Genomic DNA, 16,383 nt, shown 5'->3' on the forward strand with positions numbered 1-16,383 from the left:
GGGCCCTCAATTCAGATACTGATTGAGTTCGCGGGACAAGAACTTTCCGTGTCCGGGGCTGCCGTGGAAACCATCCGGAGAGACCACGACACGACCGCGCGACAGGACAGTGTGGACCTTCCCGGTGAGCGAAAACCCTTCGTACGCCGAATAGTCCACGTTCATGTGATGGGTCGCCGCGGACAGCGTCTGCGGTGCGGAAGGGTCGTACACCACGATGTCCGCGTCCGAACCCGCCGCGATCACGCCCTTGCGCGGGTACAGCCCGAACATCCGCGCGGGCGTCGCCGAGCACGTCTCGACCCAGCGGCCCAGCGAGATCTCGCCCGCGACGACGCCCTGGTGCAGCAGGTCCATCCGGTGTTCGACGCCGGGCATCCCGTTCGGGATCGCCCGGAAGTCGCCGCGCCCCAGTTCTTTCTGGTCCTTGAAGCAGAACGGGCAATGGTCGGTGGACACCACGGACAGGTCGTTCGTGCGCAGTCCGCGCCACAGGTCCGCCTGGTGCGATTTCTCCCGCAGCGGCGGCGAAGCGACGAACTTGGCGCCCTCGAAATCGGGTTTCGCCAAGTCCTCAATGGACAGATACAGATACTGCGGACAGGTCTCGGCGAAGACGTTCTGCCCGTTGTCCCGCGCCTCGGCGACCGCGGCGAGCGCCTGTGCGGCCGACAAATGCACGATGTACAGCGGGGATCCGGTCACCTGGGCGAGCCGGATCGCTCGCGAGGTCGCCTCGCCTTCCAGTTCGGGCGGCCGGGTCAGGCCGTGCTGCACGGGGTCGGTGTGCCCGGCGGCGACCGCCTGCGCGGCCAGTTCGTCGATCGCGATGCCGTTTTCCGCGTGCATCATGATCGTCGCGCCGATTTCGCGCGCCTGCTGCATAGCGCGCAGGATTTCCCCGTCGGTGGAATAGAAAACGCCGGGGTAGGCCATGAACATCTTGAAACTGCCGACCCCGCCGTCGACGCACGCCCGCATTTCCTTGAGCGAGGAGTCGTTGACGTCCGACACGATCATGTGGAATCCGTAGTCGATCGCGCAGTTGCCGTCCGCTTTGGCATGCCATTTGTCCAGTGTGGACAGCAGGGACGTGCCTTTGGCCTGCACGGCGAAGTCGATGATCGTCGTGGTCCCGCCCCACGCGGCGGCGATGGTGCCGGTCTCGAAGGAATCGACCGAATGCGTGCCGCCGAACGGCATTTCCATGTGCGTGTGCGCGTCGATCCCGCCGGGCAGCACGTACTTCCCGGTCGCGTCGATCGTTTCGTCGCCGGTCAGCGTGCCGGGCGCGCCGACCGCCGCGATGGTTTCGCCGTCCACCAGCACGTCGGCGGCGACCGCGCCGGACGGCGAAACGACTTGTCCGCCTTGAATAAGAGTAGTCATCAGGCCTCCGCGAGCGGGCCGTAGCTGTCCGGGCGGCGGTCGCGGTAGAACTGCCACAGGTCCCGGACCTCGGCGAGCTTGCCCATGTCGAGATCGCGGACCACGATCTCCTCCTCGGTGTCCGACGCCGCGTCACCGACGAGCTGGCCGCGCGGGTCCGCAAAGTACGATTGGCCGTAGAAGTCGTTGTCGCCCAGCGGTTCCACGCCGACCCGGTTGATCGTGCCCACGTAGTACTCGTTCGCCACCGCGGCCGCCGGCTGCTCCAGCCGCCACAGGTACTCCGACAGGCCGCGGCTCGTCGCCGACGGGTTGAACACGATCTGCGCCCCGGCCAGCCCGAGCGCGCGCCAGCCTTCGGGGAAGTGCCGTTCGTAGCAGATGTACACGCCGATCCGGCCGACCGCGGTGTCGAAGACCGGGTAGCCGAGGTTGCCCGGCTTGAAGTAGAACTTCTCCCAGAAGCCCTTCACCTGCGGAATGTGGTTCTTGCGGTGCATCCCGAGGTATTTGCCGTCGGCGTCGATCACCGCCGCGGTGTTGTAGTAGACGCCCGGCTGTTCCTGTTCGTACATCGGCACCACGAGCACCACGCCGTGCCGCTCGGCGACCTCCTGCATGAGCTTCGTGGTGGGGCCGTCCGGGATCGCCTCGGTGTAGGAATAGAAATCGGCGTCCTGAACCTGGCAGAAATAGGGGCCGTAGAACAGTTCCTGAAGGCACACCACCTGTGCGCCCTGCGAAGCCGCCTTGCCGATGGCGTCGACCGCGTTCGCGATCATCGACTCCTTGTCACCCGTCCACCGCTGCTGGATCAAGCCGGCTCGGACCGTGTCAGACACTGGTTTCCTCCTCGTTCCGGTGCGCGTTCAAAGGAAGGCTGAACAGGATGTAGGCGACGAAGGCGCCGACAAATCCCATTGCCCAGTTGTAGTCGTACAAAGGTTTCAGGAACGGAATGAGCCCGTCCGCCGGGAACGGACCGCCGTAGGCGCCGCCGACCGCGAGCACCGCGCCGATCAGGGTCGCGACGAGTGCGCGCCAGTGCCAGCCCGCGGTGAACCAGTACTGCCCGCTCGGCAGGTACAGGTCGGCCAGCTTCAGCCGGGTCCGCTTGACCACCCAGTATCCGGCGACGAGCACCCCGGCGACCGCGCCGAGCAGTCCGCCGTAGAAGCCGAGCCAGGCGAAAATGTAGATGTCCGGGTCGGAGTAGAGCCGCCACGGCTGGATCAGGACGCCGATCACGCCGGTGATCAGGCCGCCGAGCGCGAAGGTGATCCGCTTCGGGAAGGCGTTGGAGAAGTCGTAGGACGGGCTGACGACGTTCGCCGCCAGGTTGGCCGAAATCGTCGCCAGCACCAGCGCGATCAGCGCGACGACCACCACGACCGGGCTGGAGAACTTGTCCGCCAGCTGCGCCGGGTCCCAGATGTCCTGCCCGTAGAGCACGTGCCCGCCGGACGTGGTGAGGATGGCGACGATCGCGATGAACGTCATCGTCGTCGGCAGCCCGAGGATCTGGCCGCGCATCTGCTTGCGCTGGCTGCCGCCGAAGCGGGTGAAGTCCGGCATGTTCAGCGACAGCGTCGACCAGAACGCGATCATCGCCATCAGCGACGGCGCGAACACCTTCCAGAATCCCGGCCCCCAGCCGAGCTTCCCGCTGTCGTGCAGGATCGGGCCGAGCCCGCCCGCCTTCACCAGCACGTAGCCGAGCAGGATCAGGAACCCGACCGACACCAGCGGCGCGGTCCAGTTCTCGAACTTGCGGACCGCCTCCATGCCGCGCCAGATGATCAGCATCTGCAGCAGCCAGAACACCGCGAACGACAGCCACATCGTCCAGTGCTGCCCGGCGATCACCGCCGAATCGCGCCAGCCGGACCCGGCGAGCCGCCCGACGATCACGTAGATCGCCTCGCCGCCCACCCAGGTCTGGATGCCGAACCAGCCGCAGGCGATGAACGCGCGCAGCAACGCGGCGAGGTTCGCGCCGCGCAGGCCGTAGAACGCGCGGGCGAACACCGGGAACGGGATGCCGTATTTGGTGCCGGCGTGGCTGTTGAGCAGCATCGGCGCGAGCACGATCAGGTTGCCGATGGTGATCGTGATCAGCGCCTGCAGCCAGTTCATGCCGAGCGCGATGAGCGACGCGGCCAGTGCGTACGAGGGGATGTTGTGCGCCATCCCCATCCAGAGCGCGAAATAGTTGTAGGTCGTCCAGGTCCGCTTCTCGACCGGGACCGGGGCCAGTTCGTCGTTGAAGAACCGGCTGCCTCGCAGCGCCCGCACGTCGCCGAGGTCCACCCGGCTGTGCTCACGTGTCGTCGGCTCCATTGCGGAATCCTGCGCGCCGGGCGGGGGCCGGGGGCAGAGACAGACTGTTCACTGTTCGGCCGCCCTTGGCGCAGTCTGTCGATTGCGCCGAACCGCGCCGGGATGCATGACGTACGTCACAACCCGCTCGTGACGTCCGGGCAAAACGGCGGAAACATCTCCACCGGATCTCCACATCTCACCCGGATGGCCTCCACGGGGATTGCTTAAAGTCGGCGGCATGGACAACGGGGGAAGACGGGTGCTGGTCGTCGAGGACGACCTCACCATCGCCGCGTCGATCGATGCCCGGCTGAGCGCGGAAGGGTTCTCCGTGACGGTCGCGCACGACGGCCCCGCGGCGGTCGACGCGGAGGCGGCGACCAGTCCCGACCTGGTGGTTCTCGACGTGATGCTGCCCGGTTTCGACGGTCTCGAGGTGTGCCGCCGGATCCAGGCGCGCCGTCCGGTGCCGGTGCTCATGCTCACCGCCCGCGCCGACGAGACCGACCTGCTGGTGGGGCTCGGCGTCGGCGCGGACGACTACCTCACGAAGCCGTTCTCGATGCGCGTGCTGTCCGCGCGGATCCAGGCGCTGCTGCGGCGGGTGGAGCGGTCCTCGGCGGCGGCGGAGGAACGGATCGTGCTGGGGGATCTGGAGATCGACATCGCGGAACGGCGGGTTCGCCGAGGGGGCGAACCCGCCCAGCTGACGCCGATCGAATTCGATCTCCTGGTGCATTTCGCGCGCCGTCCGCGCGCGGTGCAGCCGAGGGAACGGCTGCTGAGCGAGGTGTGGGACTGGGACGTGCACGCGACCGGAGCCGGCACCCGGGCGGTGGACAGCCACATCAAGGCGCTGCGGCGGAAGCTCGGGGCCGACCTGATCCGGACGGTGCACGGGGTCGGGTACGCGCTGGAGGTTCCCGCGTGAAGCCGTTTGTCGCGAAGGCTGTCGATTTCCTGCCGAGACCGCTGGACCGGATCCGGTCGATCAAGCTGAAACTGGCGATCCTGATGGTCGCGTCCGGCGGGATCGCGTTCGCGTTCTTCCGCTACCAGATCGGCTGGCTGCCGCCGCGGACGACGGTGACCGCGGTGGTGATCGCGCTCCTGACGTCGCAGATCCTGGCGCACGGCATGACCAGGCCGCTGCGCGAGATGACGGCGGCCGCGCGGGCGATGGCGAAAGGCGACTACACCCGCCGGATCCGCGCCACCGCCCGCGACGAGGTCGGCTCGCTGGCCGCGGCGTTCAACCAGATGGCCGCCGACCTGTCCACCGCGGACCGGCAGCGCCGCGAACTGGTCGCGAACGTGTCGCACGAGCTCCGGACGCCGATCACCGCGCTGAACGCCGTGCTGGAGAACCTGGTGGACGGCGTCGCTTCGCCGGATCCCGCGACGCTCCGCACGGCGTTGCACCAGACCGAACGCCTGGGACGGCTGGTCACCGAACTGCTGGACCTGTCGCAGATCGACGCCGGAACCTTGCCGCTGGACCGCTCGCAGGTCGACCTCGAAGACCTGCTCGCCGAGGTCGCCGCGGAAGCGGAAGCGATGGCCGCGGCGGCAGGCCGGGGCGTCCGGTTCGCGATCTCGGTGACCCCGTCCGGCGCGACGGTGCCCGCCGACCGGGAACGGATCTACCAGGTGGTGCTGAACCTGCTGGAGAACGCCGCCCGGCACGGCCCGGCCGGGGGAGAGGTGGCGGTGCTGGCGCGGGTCGAGCCCGGGGAGGCGCGGATCGAGGTGCACGACCAGGGGCCGGGGATTCCGGAAGCCGACCGGGACCGGGTGTTCGAGCGGTTCACCCGCGGAGAACGCGCTGGCGGCGGCGGGACCGGGCTGGGCTTGGCGATCGCACGGTGGGTGGTCGAACTGCACGGGGGGACCGTCGCGGTGGTCGATCCGGTGCCTGGCGGAGGTCTTGCTGCTGGCGGCGGGCCTGGGTGCCGGATCCGGGTGACCCTGCCCGCGTGAGCTGCGGGCCGCACTCCCGCTGAGGCACGTGAGGGCCACCCTGAGGGAATCAGATTCCCGCAGGGTTCCCCTCACGTACCGCCGAGGCGCGCGTATCGACAGGTGAGAATCCGCGCTCGCCGCACACACTGTGATTTGCTATCGCGAAGAGAGGTTCCATGTCCGAGCAGGTCCAGAATCACCCCGCGCATGCCGTTCCGCCGTGGGTGGTGCGCATCGTGCGGCAGCCGGGGCCGAGGCCGTTGTTCGAGCGGGCCGAAGCCGCGGTGCCCGTCGGGGCGAAGGTGGCCGCGCTGGCGGTCGCGGTCGTGGCGGCGGTCGTCGTACCGGTGGACCGGCCCGGCATCGGCTGGGTCCTGGCGTTGCTGATCGCGGCCGTGGTGCTCTTGGCGTGCGCGCGGCTGTCTGGGACACGGCAAGGAAAAGCGAGGCGTTGGGGGCAGGCCGGTTGGGCGCTGCTGGCGATCGCGCTGCTCGCGGTGGGAGCCCTGCGCGCGGCCGAATGGTTGTTCGTCTTGTGCGGACTCGCGGCGGCAGTCGCGGCGTCGCTTGCCGTCGTCGGGAAGCGGACTGTGCACGGCACGACGTACGACGTGCTCGCCGTCCCGCTCGAAGCGTTCCGCGCGGTGCCGTGGCTGCTCCGCCGGAGCCCCCGGTCTGGTCGGCGACAGGGGCGGGCCCTCGGCGCGGTTCTGCTGTCCGGGCTGGTCCTGGTGGTGTTCCTGCCGTTGCTGATCACCTCGGACCCTCGCTTCGCGCAGTTCGTCGGCGGCCTCGTCCCGGAGGTGCGTCCCGGCCCGGCCGTCCAAGCCGCGCTGGTGTTCGGAGTGGGCTTCGCGGCGATGGCAGCCGTCTTCCTGATCGCCGCGGATCCCTTGCCCGCAAGGGAAAACCGGACGACGACGGTCGGCGACCGGTTGTCCTGGACATCCCTGCTGGGCACCTTGTCGGTGCTGTTCACCGCGTACGTCGGCGTGCAAGCGGCGGCCCTTTTCGGCGGCACGGACTACGTCCTCCGCACCGACGGCCTCACCTCGGCGGACTACGCCCGCGGCGGTTTCTGGCAACTCTGCGCCTGCACCGTGCTGACCCTCGGCATCGTCGCCGCGGCCCTGCGCTGGGCCCCGAAAGCCACCCGCGCCGACCGGACGGTGTTGCGGGCGCTGCTCGGCGCGCTGACTGTGCTGAGCTTGGTCGTGGTGCTGTCCGCGTTGAGTCGCATGTGGACCTACCAGCAGGCTTACGGATTCACCGTGCTGCGGCTGCTGGTGGAGGTGTGCGAGATCTGGCTGGGCGTGGTGTTCGTCCTGATCGGGGCGACGCTGGGCACGCTCCGCGCGGGCTGGCTTCCCCGCGCGGCGATCGCGACTGCTGCCGTGGCGCTGCTGGGATTGGCCGCGGCGAACCCGGAAGCGGCGATCACGACCGCCAACCTGGACCGGGCGGCGCAGGGCAAGCCGCTCGATCTCCGCTACCTGCGCCAGTTCTCCGCCGACGTGGCCCCGGTCGTGGCGGAACGCCGTCCCGACGCGGCTTGCCTGCTGCGCCCGATCGCCCGTGCGCTGCCCGACGATGCTTGGCCTGCCTGGAACCTGAGCCGTTCCCGGGCCCGGGAGATCCTCCGGGCCCAGGGCCCGTGCGAATGACGGGTCAGCTCCGGGGCACCGTCAGCCGCCAGTCGACCAGGGGGTTCTCGTCGGGGTTCTCGGCATCCGGGAGGTGCTCGGAGCGGCGCACCGCGCAGCGATGGCGCACCAGGTCGCGGCGCTCCGCCGGGGTCAGGTCCGCGTCTCCGAACGGGCTTTCCCCGTCGATGTCCGCGTTCGCGTCGACGTTGAACCGGTAGGCGTCCGCGGTCAGGTAGTCGCGGCGGAAATCGGTCTTCCACTGCGAATTGTGCCCCCAGCCGAGCGATCCGTCGCTGGTCGGCCGATGGCGGCGGAGGAACGAATCCTCCAGTGCCGACCGGTCCGCGATCCCCGCTGTCGCGTGCCTTTCCCCGGCCCGCACGACGACCCCGGCCCGGCCGAACAGCAGTTCGCCGAGCATGAGGCACGGCCACTGTTCGCCGGCGAGCTCGATCGGCTCGTCCGGATCATCGCTCTGGTCGACGGCCGCGATCTCGTGGAAAAACGGATCGAACCGGGCGACTTCCATCCGTCGCATGCCCAGCGCGGAGAAAAAGCCGACGTACTCGTCCGCGGTGACGCGCACTTCGTGGTCGGGCAAGTGCAATCGGTGCGCCCACGGCGTTGCGGCTCCGTCCGGGAGGCCGGGCTGGAAGCCCAGCAGCAGGAGATCGCTGATCCGGTGGAGCGCATACGCTTGCTCGAGCAGATCGCCCCAGACGTATTCCGTCCGCTGCCATTCTCCGCAGACCGCCAGCGGGGCCAGCATCTCGCGCGCATCGGCGGCATGCTCGCCGAGCCACGGGGACAGCACGTCGGAGAACACTGCCGAGCCGGTGTATTCGTGCACCGCGAAGTACAGCTCGCGCAGGGTCGTCGGGGTCATCACGACGACGCAGCCTACGGAGGACAGCGTCGGCGTCCCACCGAATTTCCCGCTGCGGCAACCGATTCCGGGCCGCCGGAACCGATCGCCGCGGCCAGGGCCTACAGCGCGAAGACCCCGTTCGACTGGCTGTCCGCCGCGCACTTGTTCGGGTACGTCGCCCGGTACGTGACCCGGGTGCCGTGCCAGCTGCCCAGCGCGGTGACGTCCACGGGGGAGTAGATCATCGTGCACTTCTGCCGGTGCGGGGTGATGCGGGCGAAATCGCCGTCGACCGCGGCGAGGGTCGCGCAGGCGGTGTCGCGGTGGCGGTGCGTGCCGCCGGTGGGGTCGCAGGTGAGGGACGCGCTTGTGACGCGCCCGGAGGTCTCGTGCACGGTCAGCTGCAGCACGGACTCCGGGACGTGCGGTGCGGCCAGGCCGCCGAACCCGATCACGGCCGCTGCGACCGGAGCGAAGGAAGAGAACACCATACGAGGGATATCGGCACCGCGAACCCGATCACTGTGCTCCTCGTCCGGGTGGGTTTTCCTCGCTCGGACGGGTGGCGGCGCCGAGGTCGTGCGCGAGCAATGCCACGTACAGCGACAACATCGACTCCGGATCTTCCAGTCGCACTCCCAGCACCTGTTCGATGCGGGCGAGTTGCTGGTAGTACGCCGTCCGCGAGGTGTGGGCGGCGACGGCCGCGGCGGACTTGTTGCCGCCGTGCGCGCAGTAGTGCCGCAGCGCTGGGACGAGGCGACTGCCCGACGCAGCGTCGCGTTCGAGGAGCGGGCCCAGTTCTCGCGCGGCGAAGGCGTGTACGCGCTCGTCGTCGGCGAGAAGGTGCAGGAGGCCGCGTAGCCGAACGTCCTTGAGACGGTGCAACGGTTGTCCGTCATCTTCGTCGAGGGCGGCGGCAGCGACGTGTGCGGCTTCGACCAAAGTGCGTTGTGCTTCAGCGGGTCCGGTGACAGTCGTGCCTACGCCGAGCGCGGCCGGCGCGGAAGCGCGCGCGTCGTGGATGTCGGTGGCTAGGCGCTGAAGTACGGCGTCAGCGTTGGCTTCCGGCGAGAGTGCGAGAAGCGCGCGTACGGCAGTCTCGTCCGTCGAAACCAACGCGGACACCTTCGCCCGGCGTGTGGCGAGCGCGGTCGCTTCGGCCAGCTCGCGCAACAGTGGCGGCGTAGACAGCGTCGGGCGCGTAGTCGCAGTGATGCGTGGCCTTACCGCCAGTCCGACCAGCTGTCGTCCAGTCAGCGGCACGGCGAGCGCAGAAGAGCGCGCGAGGATCTCCGCGGTCGGCGCGGGCGAATTCAGCAGCTCGGTCAACACCGCACGGTGCGCTTGCCGTTCGAGGGTGTCGGAGTCGCGCGCGACCAGACGGTGCACCGCGAGCGCGGACGCGGCTCGTTCGGCGACCACCTGGTACCGATGCGGTGGCGGCTCGGCGCACACGAGCACCAGCCGGCCCCAGTCGTGGCCGCGCGCGCCGACCACGGTGACCAGCCAGCCCGCCGCCGAGTGGTACCCGGTGCGCTCGCCGACCTGCACCACTCGCGACCGCGCAGGCCAGCCGATCAGCAATTCGCCCGGATCCGTGCCCGCCGTGTCGTAGGCGAGGACTTCGTGTTCCAGCGTCTCCAGCACGACCGGCTGCTCGGTCAATCGCGCCACCTCGGCCAGCACCGCGGCGGGCTCAGCTCCCGCGACGGTCAATGACGTGAACGTCTCGTGCACCCGCTCCGCCGCCCGCAGCTCAGCGAGCTGCGCGTCCACGATCATCCCGTTCACTGCCTCGGTCACCGCGACGTAGCGCGTCTCGCGGGACAGCGTCACGAGCGGCAATCCGCGCTGCTCAGCCGCCGTGACCAGGGCGCGCGGCAGCCGGTCGTTCCAGTGCCGCACCAGCTCGACCACCAGGCCCGCGACGCCCACCTCGGCGAGATCGGCGACGTACCGGGTCAGCGTCGCGTCGTCGTCCGGGAGCGCGACCCCCGTGGTGAGCACGAGTTCTCCGCCGCGCAGCAGATGCGCGATGTCGGCGACCTCGGCCGCGTGCGCCCAGCGCACCCGCCGTTCGAGCCCGGTGCTGCCCGCGACCACGCGCGGACACCCTTGGCGCAGCACCGGCAACGCGAGCGCCTCGGCGACGGTCGGGTACATCGGTCCCCCTTGCTGGCCGGCAGGGCACAGACTGTACGGCGGAGAGGGGTAGTCCGTACACGTTGTCGATGGCGGACCCGCCCGTCTCGCCCGGAGACTCGGGGGCACCCGACCGGAAGGAGCGGACGTCGTGACCGACCGCATCAGCCATTGGATCGACGGCAAGCCGGTCGTCGGCACCGGACGCACCGGCGACGTGTACGACCCGGCGACCGGCCAGGTCAGCGCGCAGGTGGACTTCGCGGGGCCGGCCGAGGTGGACCAGGCGGTAGCCGCCGCGGCCGCTGCCTTGCCGGGCTGGCGGGGCACGTCGCTCGCCGGGCGCACGCGGGTGCTGTTCGCCTTCCGGGAGCTGCTCCAGGCGCGCAAACACGAGCTGGCGAAGATCGTGACGAGCGAGCACGGCAAGGTCGAATCGGACGCCGCGGGCGAGGTCGCGCGCGCGATCGAGAACGTCGAATACGCGTGCGGCGCGGCGCAAATGCTCAAGGGCGGGTTCAGCGAGAACGCCTCCACCGGCGTCGACGTGTACTCGATCGCGCAGCCGCTCGGCGTGGTCGGCGTGATCTCGCCGTTCAACTTCCCGGCGATGGTGCCGCTCTGGTTCGTGCCGAACGCGCTGGCGTGCGGCAACACCGTCGTGCTCAAGCCGAGCGAGAAGGACCCGTCCGCGGCGCTGTTCATCGCGGAGCTTCTTGCCGAAGCGGGCCTGCCGTCCGGTGCGTTCAACGTGCTGCAGGGCGACAAAGTCGCGGTCGACGGACTTCTCGCGCACCCGGACGTCAAGGCGATCTCCTTCGTCGGTTCGACCCCGATCGCCCGCTACGTCTACGAAACCGGCACCAGCCACGGAAAGCGCGTCCAGGCGCTGGGCGGGGCGAAGAACCACATGGTCGTACTGCCGGACGCCGACCTCGACCTGGCCGCGGACGCCGCCGTGTCCGCCGGTTTCGGCTCGGCGGGCGAACGGTGCATGGCGGTTTCGGTCGTGGTCGCCGTCGAGCCGATCGCGGACGAACTGGTGGCCAAAATCGTGGACCGGATGCGGAAACTGCGCGTCGGGGACGGCCGCAAACCGTCGTCGGAGATGGGCCCGCTGGTGACCAGGGCACACCACGAGCGAGTTTCGTCCTATGTGGACACCGGCGTGGCCGAAGGCGCGGAACTCGTGATGGACGGCCGGGGCGTGGAGGCGGACGGCGAGAACGACGGATTCTGGCTGGGCCCCACGCTTTTCGACCGCGTCACGCCCAGTATGGCGGTGTACACCGACGAGATCTTCGGCCCCGTCCTGTCCGTCGCCCGAACGACGAGCTTCGACGACGCGCTGGCGCTCATCAACGCCAACCCGTACGGCAACGGAACCGCCATCTTCACCGGCGACGGACGCGCGGCACGCCGCTTCCAGAACGAGGTCGAGGTAGGCATGGTAGGCGTCAACGTCCCCATCCCGGTGCCCGTCGGGTACTACTCGTTCGGCGGCTGGAAGGACTCGCTGTTCGGCGACACGCACGCCTACGGACCAGAGGGATTCCACTTCTTCACGCGGACGAAGGTGGTCACATCGCGGTGGCCCGACACCTCGCACGCGGGGGTGAATCTGGGGTTCCCGAAGAACTCGTGACCCGGGCTCACCACACGCCGTTTTCGCCGACGATGCTCGCCACCGTGCCGCTGTTCCCGAGCAGGCACACCGCGATGACTCGCTCAGCTGCCAGCCGTTTGCCCCGGGCCGGATTGACCGTGTGGGTGCGGCCGCCCACGCGGAGCTGCCATTTCTCGATCGTCCCCGGGCCGCGCGGAGTGTGCTTCAACCCGACCGGATAGTCGTCGGTGATCGGGCCGGTGCCGAAATCATGCACCGGCCCGGGCACGACCGTCAGCGGCGCGCGGCAGTCGGCGAACTGCCGCCGCCCGAACCGGATCGCCAGCACGAGGATGACCAGGGCGACCGCCACCGCCACCAGCGCGGACGCGGTGAAGCCGGATTTGGCGACCGCGACGACCGCGATCGCCACCTCGATCGCGACGAACACCCAGATCGCCCAGAAGAACCAGCCGAGGACCTCGCCGCGCTGGCTCCGGTGCAGCCTCCCGGCGAGATTGGCGGCGGCGACCTCGCCGGGATCGGCTTTCGCGGTCACGCGGCGACCACGTTGACCAGGATTTTGCTGCGCGGGGTGAGGATCGCGGCGTTCGTGCGGTTGCCGAGCACACGCTGCCGCATGTCGTAGTCGAGCCGGTACGTCTTGCCGTGCACGACGAGATAAGTGAACTTGATCCGGTCGGTCATCTCGTACAGGTACATCGCGTGCTGTCCGCGCGGGGGGATCTTGGTGACGTGCCCGTAGTCGTGCGTCCAGCCGGGCACTACGTCGAGTTTGCCGCTGCGCACCTCTGCCAGTCGTCGCCAGATAAGTCGCCCGGGGAGCACGGCGAGCGCGAGGAAGAGCACCGTCAGCAGGTACACCGGCCAGTTCATCGACCAGTACGAGACCGGCGGGGTGCCGAGGTCGGTGTTCACCGCGTTCAGGCTCCGCAGTGCGTCGCCGCTCACGCCGATTCCGATCGGTGCCAGGACCGCGGCGGCGACGAACAGGACGATCCACACGACAGCCATCGAGAAGCCCGCGTTCAGGATCATTGTCCGCTGAGACGGATGCAGCCGGCCTTCCCGGTTGGCCTGGTCGGCGGCCGCCTGCACGGTTTCGCTGCTCACTCTCCAGTGCCGCCTTCGCCTTCGCCGGAGCCGCCTTCGGCCTTCTCGTGCTCCTTCTTGTAGGCCTCGGAGCCCTCGGCGTACCGGTCGTACTGCTCGTTCTCCTGCCTCCGGACTTCGGTGCCCGCTCCTGTGTAGTCGGCCATGGTGAACGGCGGCCGACCTCCCTCTTTCTGCCATTCCTGGAGCTTGAAGAACTTCCGCCCGTCCTCCGAATACGTCTCACCGGCGTGTTCGAAGTGCTCGCGGCCCGGCACCTTCTCCTTGGCCGAGTTGGTCCAGCGCTCGGCCTTGTCCGCGGCGCTCTCGGCCTTGCCCGCCTGCTTGAGGTCGCCGGCCTTCTTCTCCAGACCGGCAGCGATGTCCACGCTCTTGTCCGTGACCTTGCCCGCCGCCTTGCCGGCCTTCCGCAACGCGTTTGCCGCCTGCTCGATGGCGGCCTTCGACTTGCCCGCGCTCTCCGCGAGCTTGTCCAGCTTCTCCACGACCTTCGCGATCCGGGTGCCGATCTTCTCCGCCAGGATCCCGCCCTCGACGACGGTGTCGGCGATGAACGCGGCGACCGTGCCGCCGAAGGTGCACCACGACGACGCCAGCGCGGCGATGCCCTTGATGATCAACTCGCCGACGAACGACGAGATCATGTCGCGGATCAGCCCACGCTCGGTGCCGACCAGCGCGGCGGCCACGTTCATCCCGGTGGACGCGGCGCTCGCGTGCCCGGCCACGCCCCGAAGCGCGTTTGCGTAGTCCTTCGCGGTCTTCTGGTATGCCTCGCCGCCCTGGCCTTGGAAGTTCGGGGCGACCTTGCTCGCGGCCTGGTCGTACTGGTCCGCGCTCTCGGTCAGCTGCTTCGAGATGTTCGACCAGGTCACTGCCTTGGCGGTGACGGCCTCCGGGTTGCCCGCGAGCTGGTCGAGGCCTTCCTTGAGGAAGCTGATGTGTTCGATCAGCCAGCCCACCCCGGCGCTGGCCAGCGTGCCCAGCGGGTCCATCGCGGCGCCGAGCAGGTCGAGGCCGTCAGTGACGACGTCCACGCCGAAGTTGCCCCAGTCGCCGTGCCGGGCGTCGGTGAGCGTCGCCGCGACGTCGTTGAGCATGCCGGAGCCGGAGGTCTGGGCGTTGAGGTTGTCCAGCTCGTTCGAGGACGACCCCATGTTCGTGGTCAGGCCGCTCGGCGACTCCGACTTCGCGACCAGCGGGTTTTCCTGCGTCTCGGTCATTCCGGCAGCTCCTTGCCGAGGCCGTTGATGTGGCCGACGGTCTGCTTCTCGTGGTTGTCGTAATGATCGTGCGCCTGCTGCAGCCGGTCCGCGATGTCGTCGGCCTTGCCCGCCACGTCCTCGACGAAGGAGGAAGCGATCGACATCCAGATCTGCAGCGGCATCGCGAACACCTGGCCGACGATGCCGAACGCGTCGTCGCCGAACGTCTGCCCGGACTCGGTGGCCTGCGCCGCGGTGTGCACGCCCGCCGCGATGTCCTCGACCTCGCCCTTGTGCGCGCGCAGCGCCGGGAGGTCGACCTTCGATCCGTCTGCCATCAGTTCCTCCCCAGGAACGAGCCGCCGCCGTAGTAGTCGTCGTCGTCCGTCGGGTCCGGCGCCGGGCGGGCGGGGCGCGCGGGACGGGACGGCGGAGCGGTGGGAGGCGCGGAATCGTCCTGTGCGTCGAAAAATTGCGGCTGCGGCGGTGCGGGCGGGGCCGTTTCCTCCGGAACTTCCGGTTCCGGGATCTGTTCTTCGAGGAATTTCATCGCGTCGCTGTTCTCGCCGATCACCGGAGCCATGATCGCGGTCAGCTGCTGCGCCGCCTGGGCCTGGGCGCGTCGGGCGGTGGCCAGGACGGCGGCCGCGAGGGCGGCGCGGGGCATCTCGTCCGCGCGGGAGCCGAACTGGAGTTCCTGCAGCGCACCGGCGGTGTTGACGGTCGCGGTGACCGCGCCGTCCTGGCTCGTCGCGGTCGCCGACACGTGCTTCAGCCGTTCCTGGGCCTCCGCGGCCCGCTGCCGGATTTCGGCGATTTCGGGAGAAAGTGCGTTCATGTCGGCCACTGCTTTCGGATCGAGTGGTTCATAGTCTTTCCGAGGCAGAAAACCGGGTTCCGGTTCCCCGTGCAAGCGAAGTTCCGAGTTGCCCGGTTCGTCGCTATTAAAAATTGTTTGCCAGCCTTTTACTCCCGCTCGCCCGGACCGGAGGGCGCGCCGGGCACCGCCGGGTCCGTAAACTCGTTGTGAGTAGCAGGAGGACCGCGAAGGAGGTGCCGGTGGCGAACACGGACGAGCGTCGCTTCGAGGTGCTGCGCGCGATCGTCGCCGACTATGTCTCGAACCAGGAGCCGGTCGGGTCGAAGACGATCGTCGAGCGGCACAACCTGGGCGTTTCCAGTGCCACCGTGCGCAACGACATGGCCGCCCTGGAAGAAGAGGGGTACATCGCCCAGCCGCACACCAGCGCGGGCCGGATCCCGACCGACAAGGGGTACCGGCTGTTCGTCGACCGGCTTTCGGAGATCAAGCCGCTGTCGGCCGCCGAGCGGCGCGCGATCACCAGCTTCCTCGACTCCGGCACCGACCTCGACGACGTGCTGCGCCGGTCGGTCCGGCTGCTCGCGCAGCTCACCCGCCAGGTCGCGGTGGTGCAGTACCCGATGCTCACCAACACCGTGGCGCGCCACCTCGAGGTGGTCCCGCTCACGCCCGCGCGGCTCATGCTCGTGCTGATCACCGACTCCGGCCGGGTCGACCAGCGCACCGTCGACCTCGGCGACGTGGTCACCGAGGAGACCGTGCTGCGGCTGCGCACCGTGCTCAACGGCGCGCTCGCCGGGCGGCGGCTGGCCGACGCGGCGGCGAACGTGGCGGAGCTGCCCGAGGGCGCTCCGCCGGACCTGCGCGACCACCTCACCCGGATCTGCACCACGCTGGTCGAATCGCTGGTCGAGCACCCGGAAGAGCGGATCGTGCTCGGCGGCACCGGCAACCTCACCCGCAACGTCGCGGACTTCCCCGGGTCGCTGCGCCAGGTGCTCGAGGCGCTCGAGGAACAGGTGGTGGTGCTGAAGCTGCTCGCCGCCGCCCGCAACCCCGGTGCGGTCACCGTGCTCATCGGTGAGGAAAATGAGGACGAGCAGATGCGCAGCACCTCGGTCGTGTCCATCGGCTACGGCCGGGACGACATGCTGCTCGGGGGGATGGGCGTCGTCGGGCCGACCAGGATGGACTACCCCGGCACGATCGCGGCGGTCCGAGCGGTCGCCAACTACGTGGGGCAGATCCTGTCCGGCCGCTGACCGGCGGCAGGCCGGGGACGT

16 protein-coding genes are annotated in these 16,383 nt (G+C 69.3%); 5 read left to right on the forward strand and 11 right to left on the reverse strand.

The features are described from left to right. Nucleotides 1–6 precede the first annotated feature (6 nt). From hydA to EIZ45_RS35130, 3 genes are read right to left on the reverse strand one after another with little or no spacing between them, the layout of a single operon-like run. A complete protein-coding gene (gene hydA / locus EIZ45_RS35120) occupies nt 7–1,389 on the reverse strand; it encodes a dihydropyrimidinase (protein ID WP_134663015.1) in 1,383 nt (460 codons plus the stop codon). Continuing rightward, a complete protein-coding gene (locus tag EIZ45_RS35125; RefSeq protein WP_043837383.1) occupies nt 1,389–2,231 on the reverse strand; it encodes a nitrilase-related carbon-nitrogen hydrolase in 843 nt (280 codons plus the stop codon). The genes hydA and EIZ45_RS35125 overlap by 1 nt, the downstream gene beginning before the upstream one ends. Beyond that, nucleotides 2,224–3,729 carry an NCS1 family nucleobase:cation symporter-1 gene (locus tag EIZ45_RS35130; RefSeq protein ID WP_043837385.1) on the reverse strand — a complete coding sequence of 502 codons (1,506 nt, stop codon included), beginning with the start codon at nt 3,727–3,729 and terminating at the stop codon, nt 2,224–2,226. The genes EIZ45_RS35125 and EIZ45_RS35130 overlap by 8 nt, the downstream gene beginning before the upstream one ends. Before the next feature lie 241 nt (nt 3,730–3,970). Here EIZ45_RS35130 and EIZ45_RS35135 point away from each other — a divergent pair, with 241 nt between their 5' ends. The 3 genes from EIZ45_RS35135 (at nt 3,971) to EIZ45_RS35145 (ending at nt 7,337) form a co-directional block, all read left to right on the forward strand. After that, nucleotides 3,971–4,642: a response regulator gene (locus EIZ45_RS35135; RefSeq protein ID WP_043837387.1), complete on the forward strand. Its 672-nt coding sequence runs from the start codon at nt 3,971–3,973 to the stop codon at nt 4,640–4,642. Then, the gene (locus EIZ45_RS35140; protein WP_043837389.1) at nt 4,639–5,691 is read left to right on the forward strand and encodes a HAMP domain-containing sensor histidine kinase; all 1,053 of its coding nucleotides are present in this window, start codon (nt 4,639–4,641) and stop codon (nt 5,689–5,691) included. Before EIZ45_RS35135 ends, EIZ45_RS35140 begins: the two co-directional genes overlap by 4 nt. A gap of 158 nt (nt 5,692–5,849) precedes the next feature. Then, nucleotides 5,850–7,337: a DUF4153 domain-containing protein gene (locus EIZ45_RS35145; RefSeq protein WP_134663014.1), complete on the forward strand. Its 1,488-nt coding sequence runs from the start codon at nt 5,850–5,852 to the stop codon at nt 7,335–7,337. Nucleotides 7,338–7,341: 4 nt separating this feature from the next. Here EIZ45_RS35145 and EIZ45_RS35150 read toward each other — a convergent pair whose 3' ends face one another. From EIZ45_RS35150 to EIZ45_RS35160, 3 genes are all read right to left on the reverse strand, one after another. Next, nucleotides 7,342–8,205, reverse strand: a complete 864-nt coding sequence (locus EIZ45_RS35150) for a hypothetical protein (RefSeq protein WP_235147037.1) — start codon at nt 8,203–8,205, stop codon at nt 7,342–7,344. 101 nt (nt 8,206–8,306) lie between these two features. Continuing rightward, nucleotides 8,307–8,678 carry an SSI family serine proteinase inhibitor gene (locus tag EIZ45_RS35155; protein WP_037813628.1) on the reverse strand — a complete coding sequence of 124 codons (372 nt, stop codon included), beginning with the start codon at nt 8,676–8,678 and terminating at the stop codon, nt 8,307–8,309. Nucleotides 8,679–8,706: 28 nt separating this feature from the next. Then, nucleotides 8,707–10,353 carry a PucR family transcriptional regulator gene (locus tag EIZ45_RS35160; RefSeq protein WP_043837394.1) on the reverse strand — a complete coding sequence of 549 codons (1,647 nt, stop codon included), beginning with the start codon at nt 10,351–10,353 and terminating at the stop codon, nt 8,707–8,709. Between the two features lie 130 nt (nt 10,354–10,483). Here EIZ45_RS35160 and EIZ45_RS35165 point away from each other — a divergent pair, with 130 nt between their 5' ends. Next, nucleotides 10,484–11,977, forward strand: coding sequence for a CoA-acylating methylmalonate-semialdehyde dehydrogenase (locus tag EIZ45_RS35165; protein WP_134663013.1), 1,494 nt, complete (start codon nt 10,484–10,486; stop codon nt 11,975–11,977). A gap of 7 nt (nt 11,978–11,984) precedes the next feature. On the opposite strand, the gene EIZ45_RS35170 is transcribed toward EIZ45_RS35165, so the two are convergent. Genes EIZ45_RS35170 through EIZ45_RS35190 form a run of 5 tightly spaced genes read right to left on the reverse strand, consistent with a single transcriptional unit; the run spans nt 11,985 to nt 15,115 of the window. Further along, complete coding sequence (locus tag EIZ45_RS35170; protein WP_134663012.1) at nt 11,985–12,497, reverse strand: hypothetical protein; 513 nt, start codon at nt 12,495–12,497, stop codon at nt 11,985–11,987. Continuing rightward, nucleotides 12,494–13,072: a hypothetical protein gene (locus EIZ45_RS35175; protein WP_134663011.1), complete on the reverse strand. Its 579-nt coding sequence runs from the start codon at nt 13,070–13,072 to the stop codon at nt 12,494–12,496. The genes EIZ45_RS35170 and EIZ45_RS35175 overlap by 4 nt, the downstream gene beginning before the upstream one ends. Further along, the gene (locus EIZ45_RS35180; RefSeq protein WP_134663010.1) at nt 13,069–14,295 is read right to left on the reverse strand and encodes a hypothetical protein; all 1,227 of its coding nucleotides are present in this window, start codon (nt 14,293–14,295) and stop codon (nt 13,069–13,071) included. The genes EIZ45_RS35175 and EIZ45_RS35180 overlap by 4 nt, the downstream gene beginning before the upstream one ends. Further along, nucleotides 14,292–14,615, reverse strand: coding sequence for a type VII secretion target (locus tag EIZ45_RS35185; protein ID WP_134663009.1), 324 nt, complete (start codon nt 14,613–14,615; stop codon nt 14,292–14,294). The genes EIZ45_RS35180 and EIZ45_RS35185 overlap by 4 nt, the downstream gene beginning before the upstream one ends. Next, a complete protein-coding gene (locus EIZ45_RS35190) occupies nt 14,615–15,115 on the reverse strand; it encodes a YbaB/EbfC family nucleoid-associated protein (protein WP_134663008.1) in 501 nt (166 codons plus the stop codon). The genes EIZ45_RS35185 and EIZ45_RS35190 overlap by 1 nt, the downstream gene beginning before the upstream one ends. A gap of 221 nt (nt 15,116–15,336) precedes the next feature. Here EIZ45_RS35190 and hrcA point away from each other — a divergent pair, with 221 nt between their 5' ends. Next, a complete protein-coding gene (gene hrcA, locus EIZ45_RS35195; protein ID WP_134663007.1) occupies nt 15,337–16,362 on the forward strand; it encodes a heat-inducible transcriptional repressor HrcA in 1,026 nt (341 codons plus the stop codon). Nucleotides 16,363–16,383: the final 21 nt, after the last annotated feature.

The sequence above is a fragment of the Amycolatopsis sp. CFH S0740 genome (assembly GCF_004522315.1).
Taxonomy (GTDB): domain Bacteria; phylum Actinomycetota; class Actinomycetes; order Mycobacteriales; family Pseudonocardiaceae; genus Amycolatopsis; species Amycolatopsis nivea.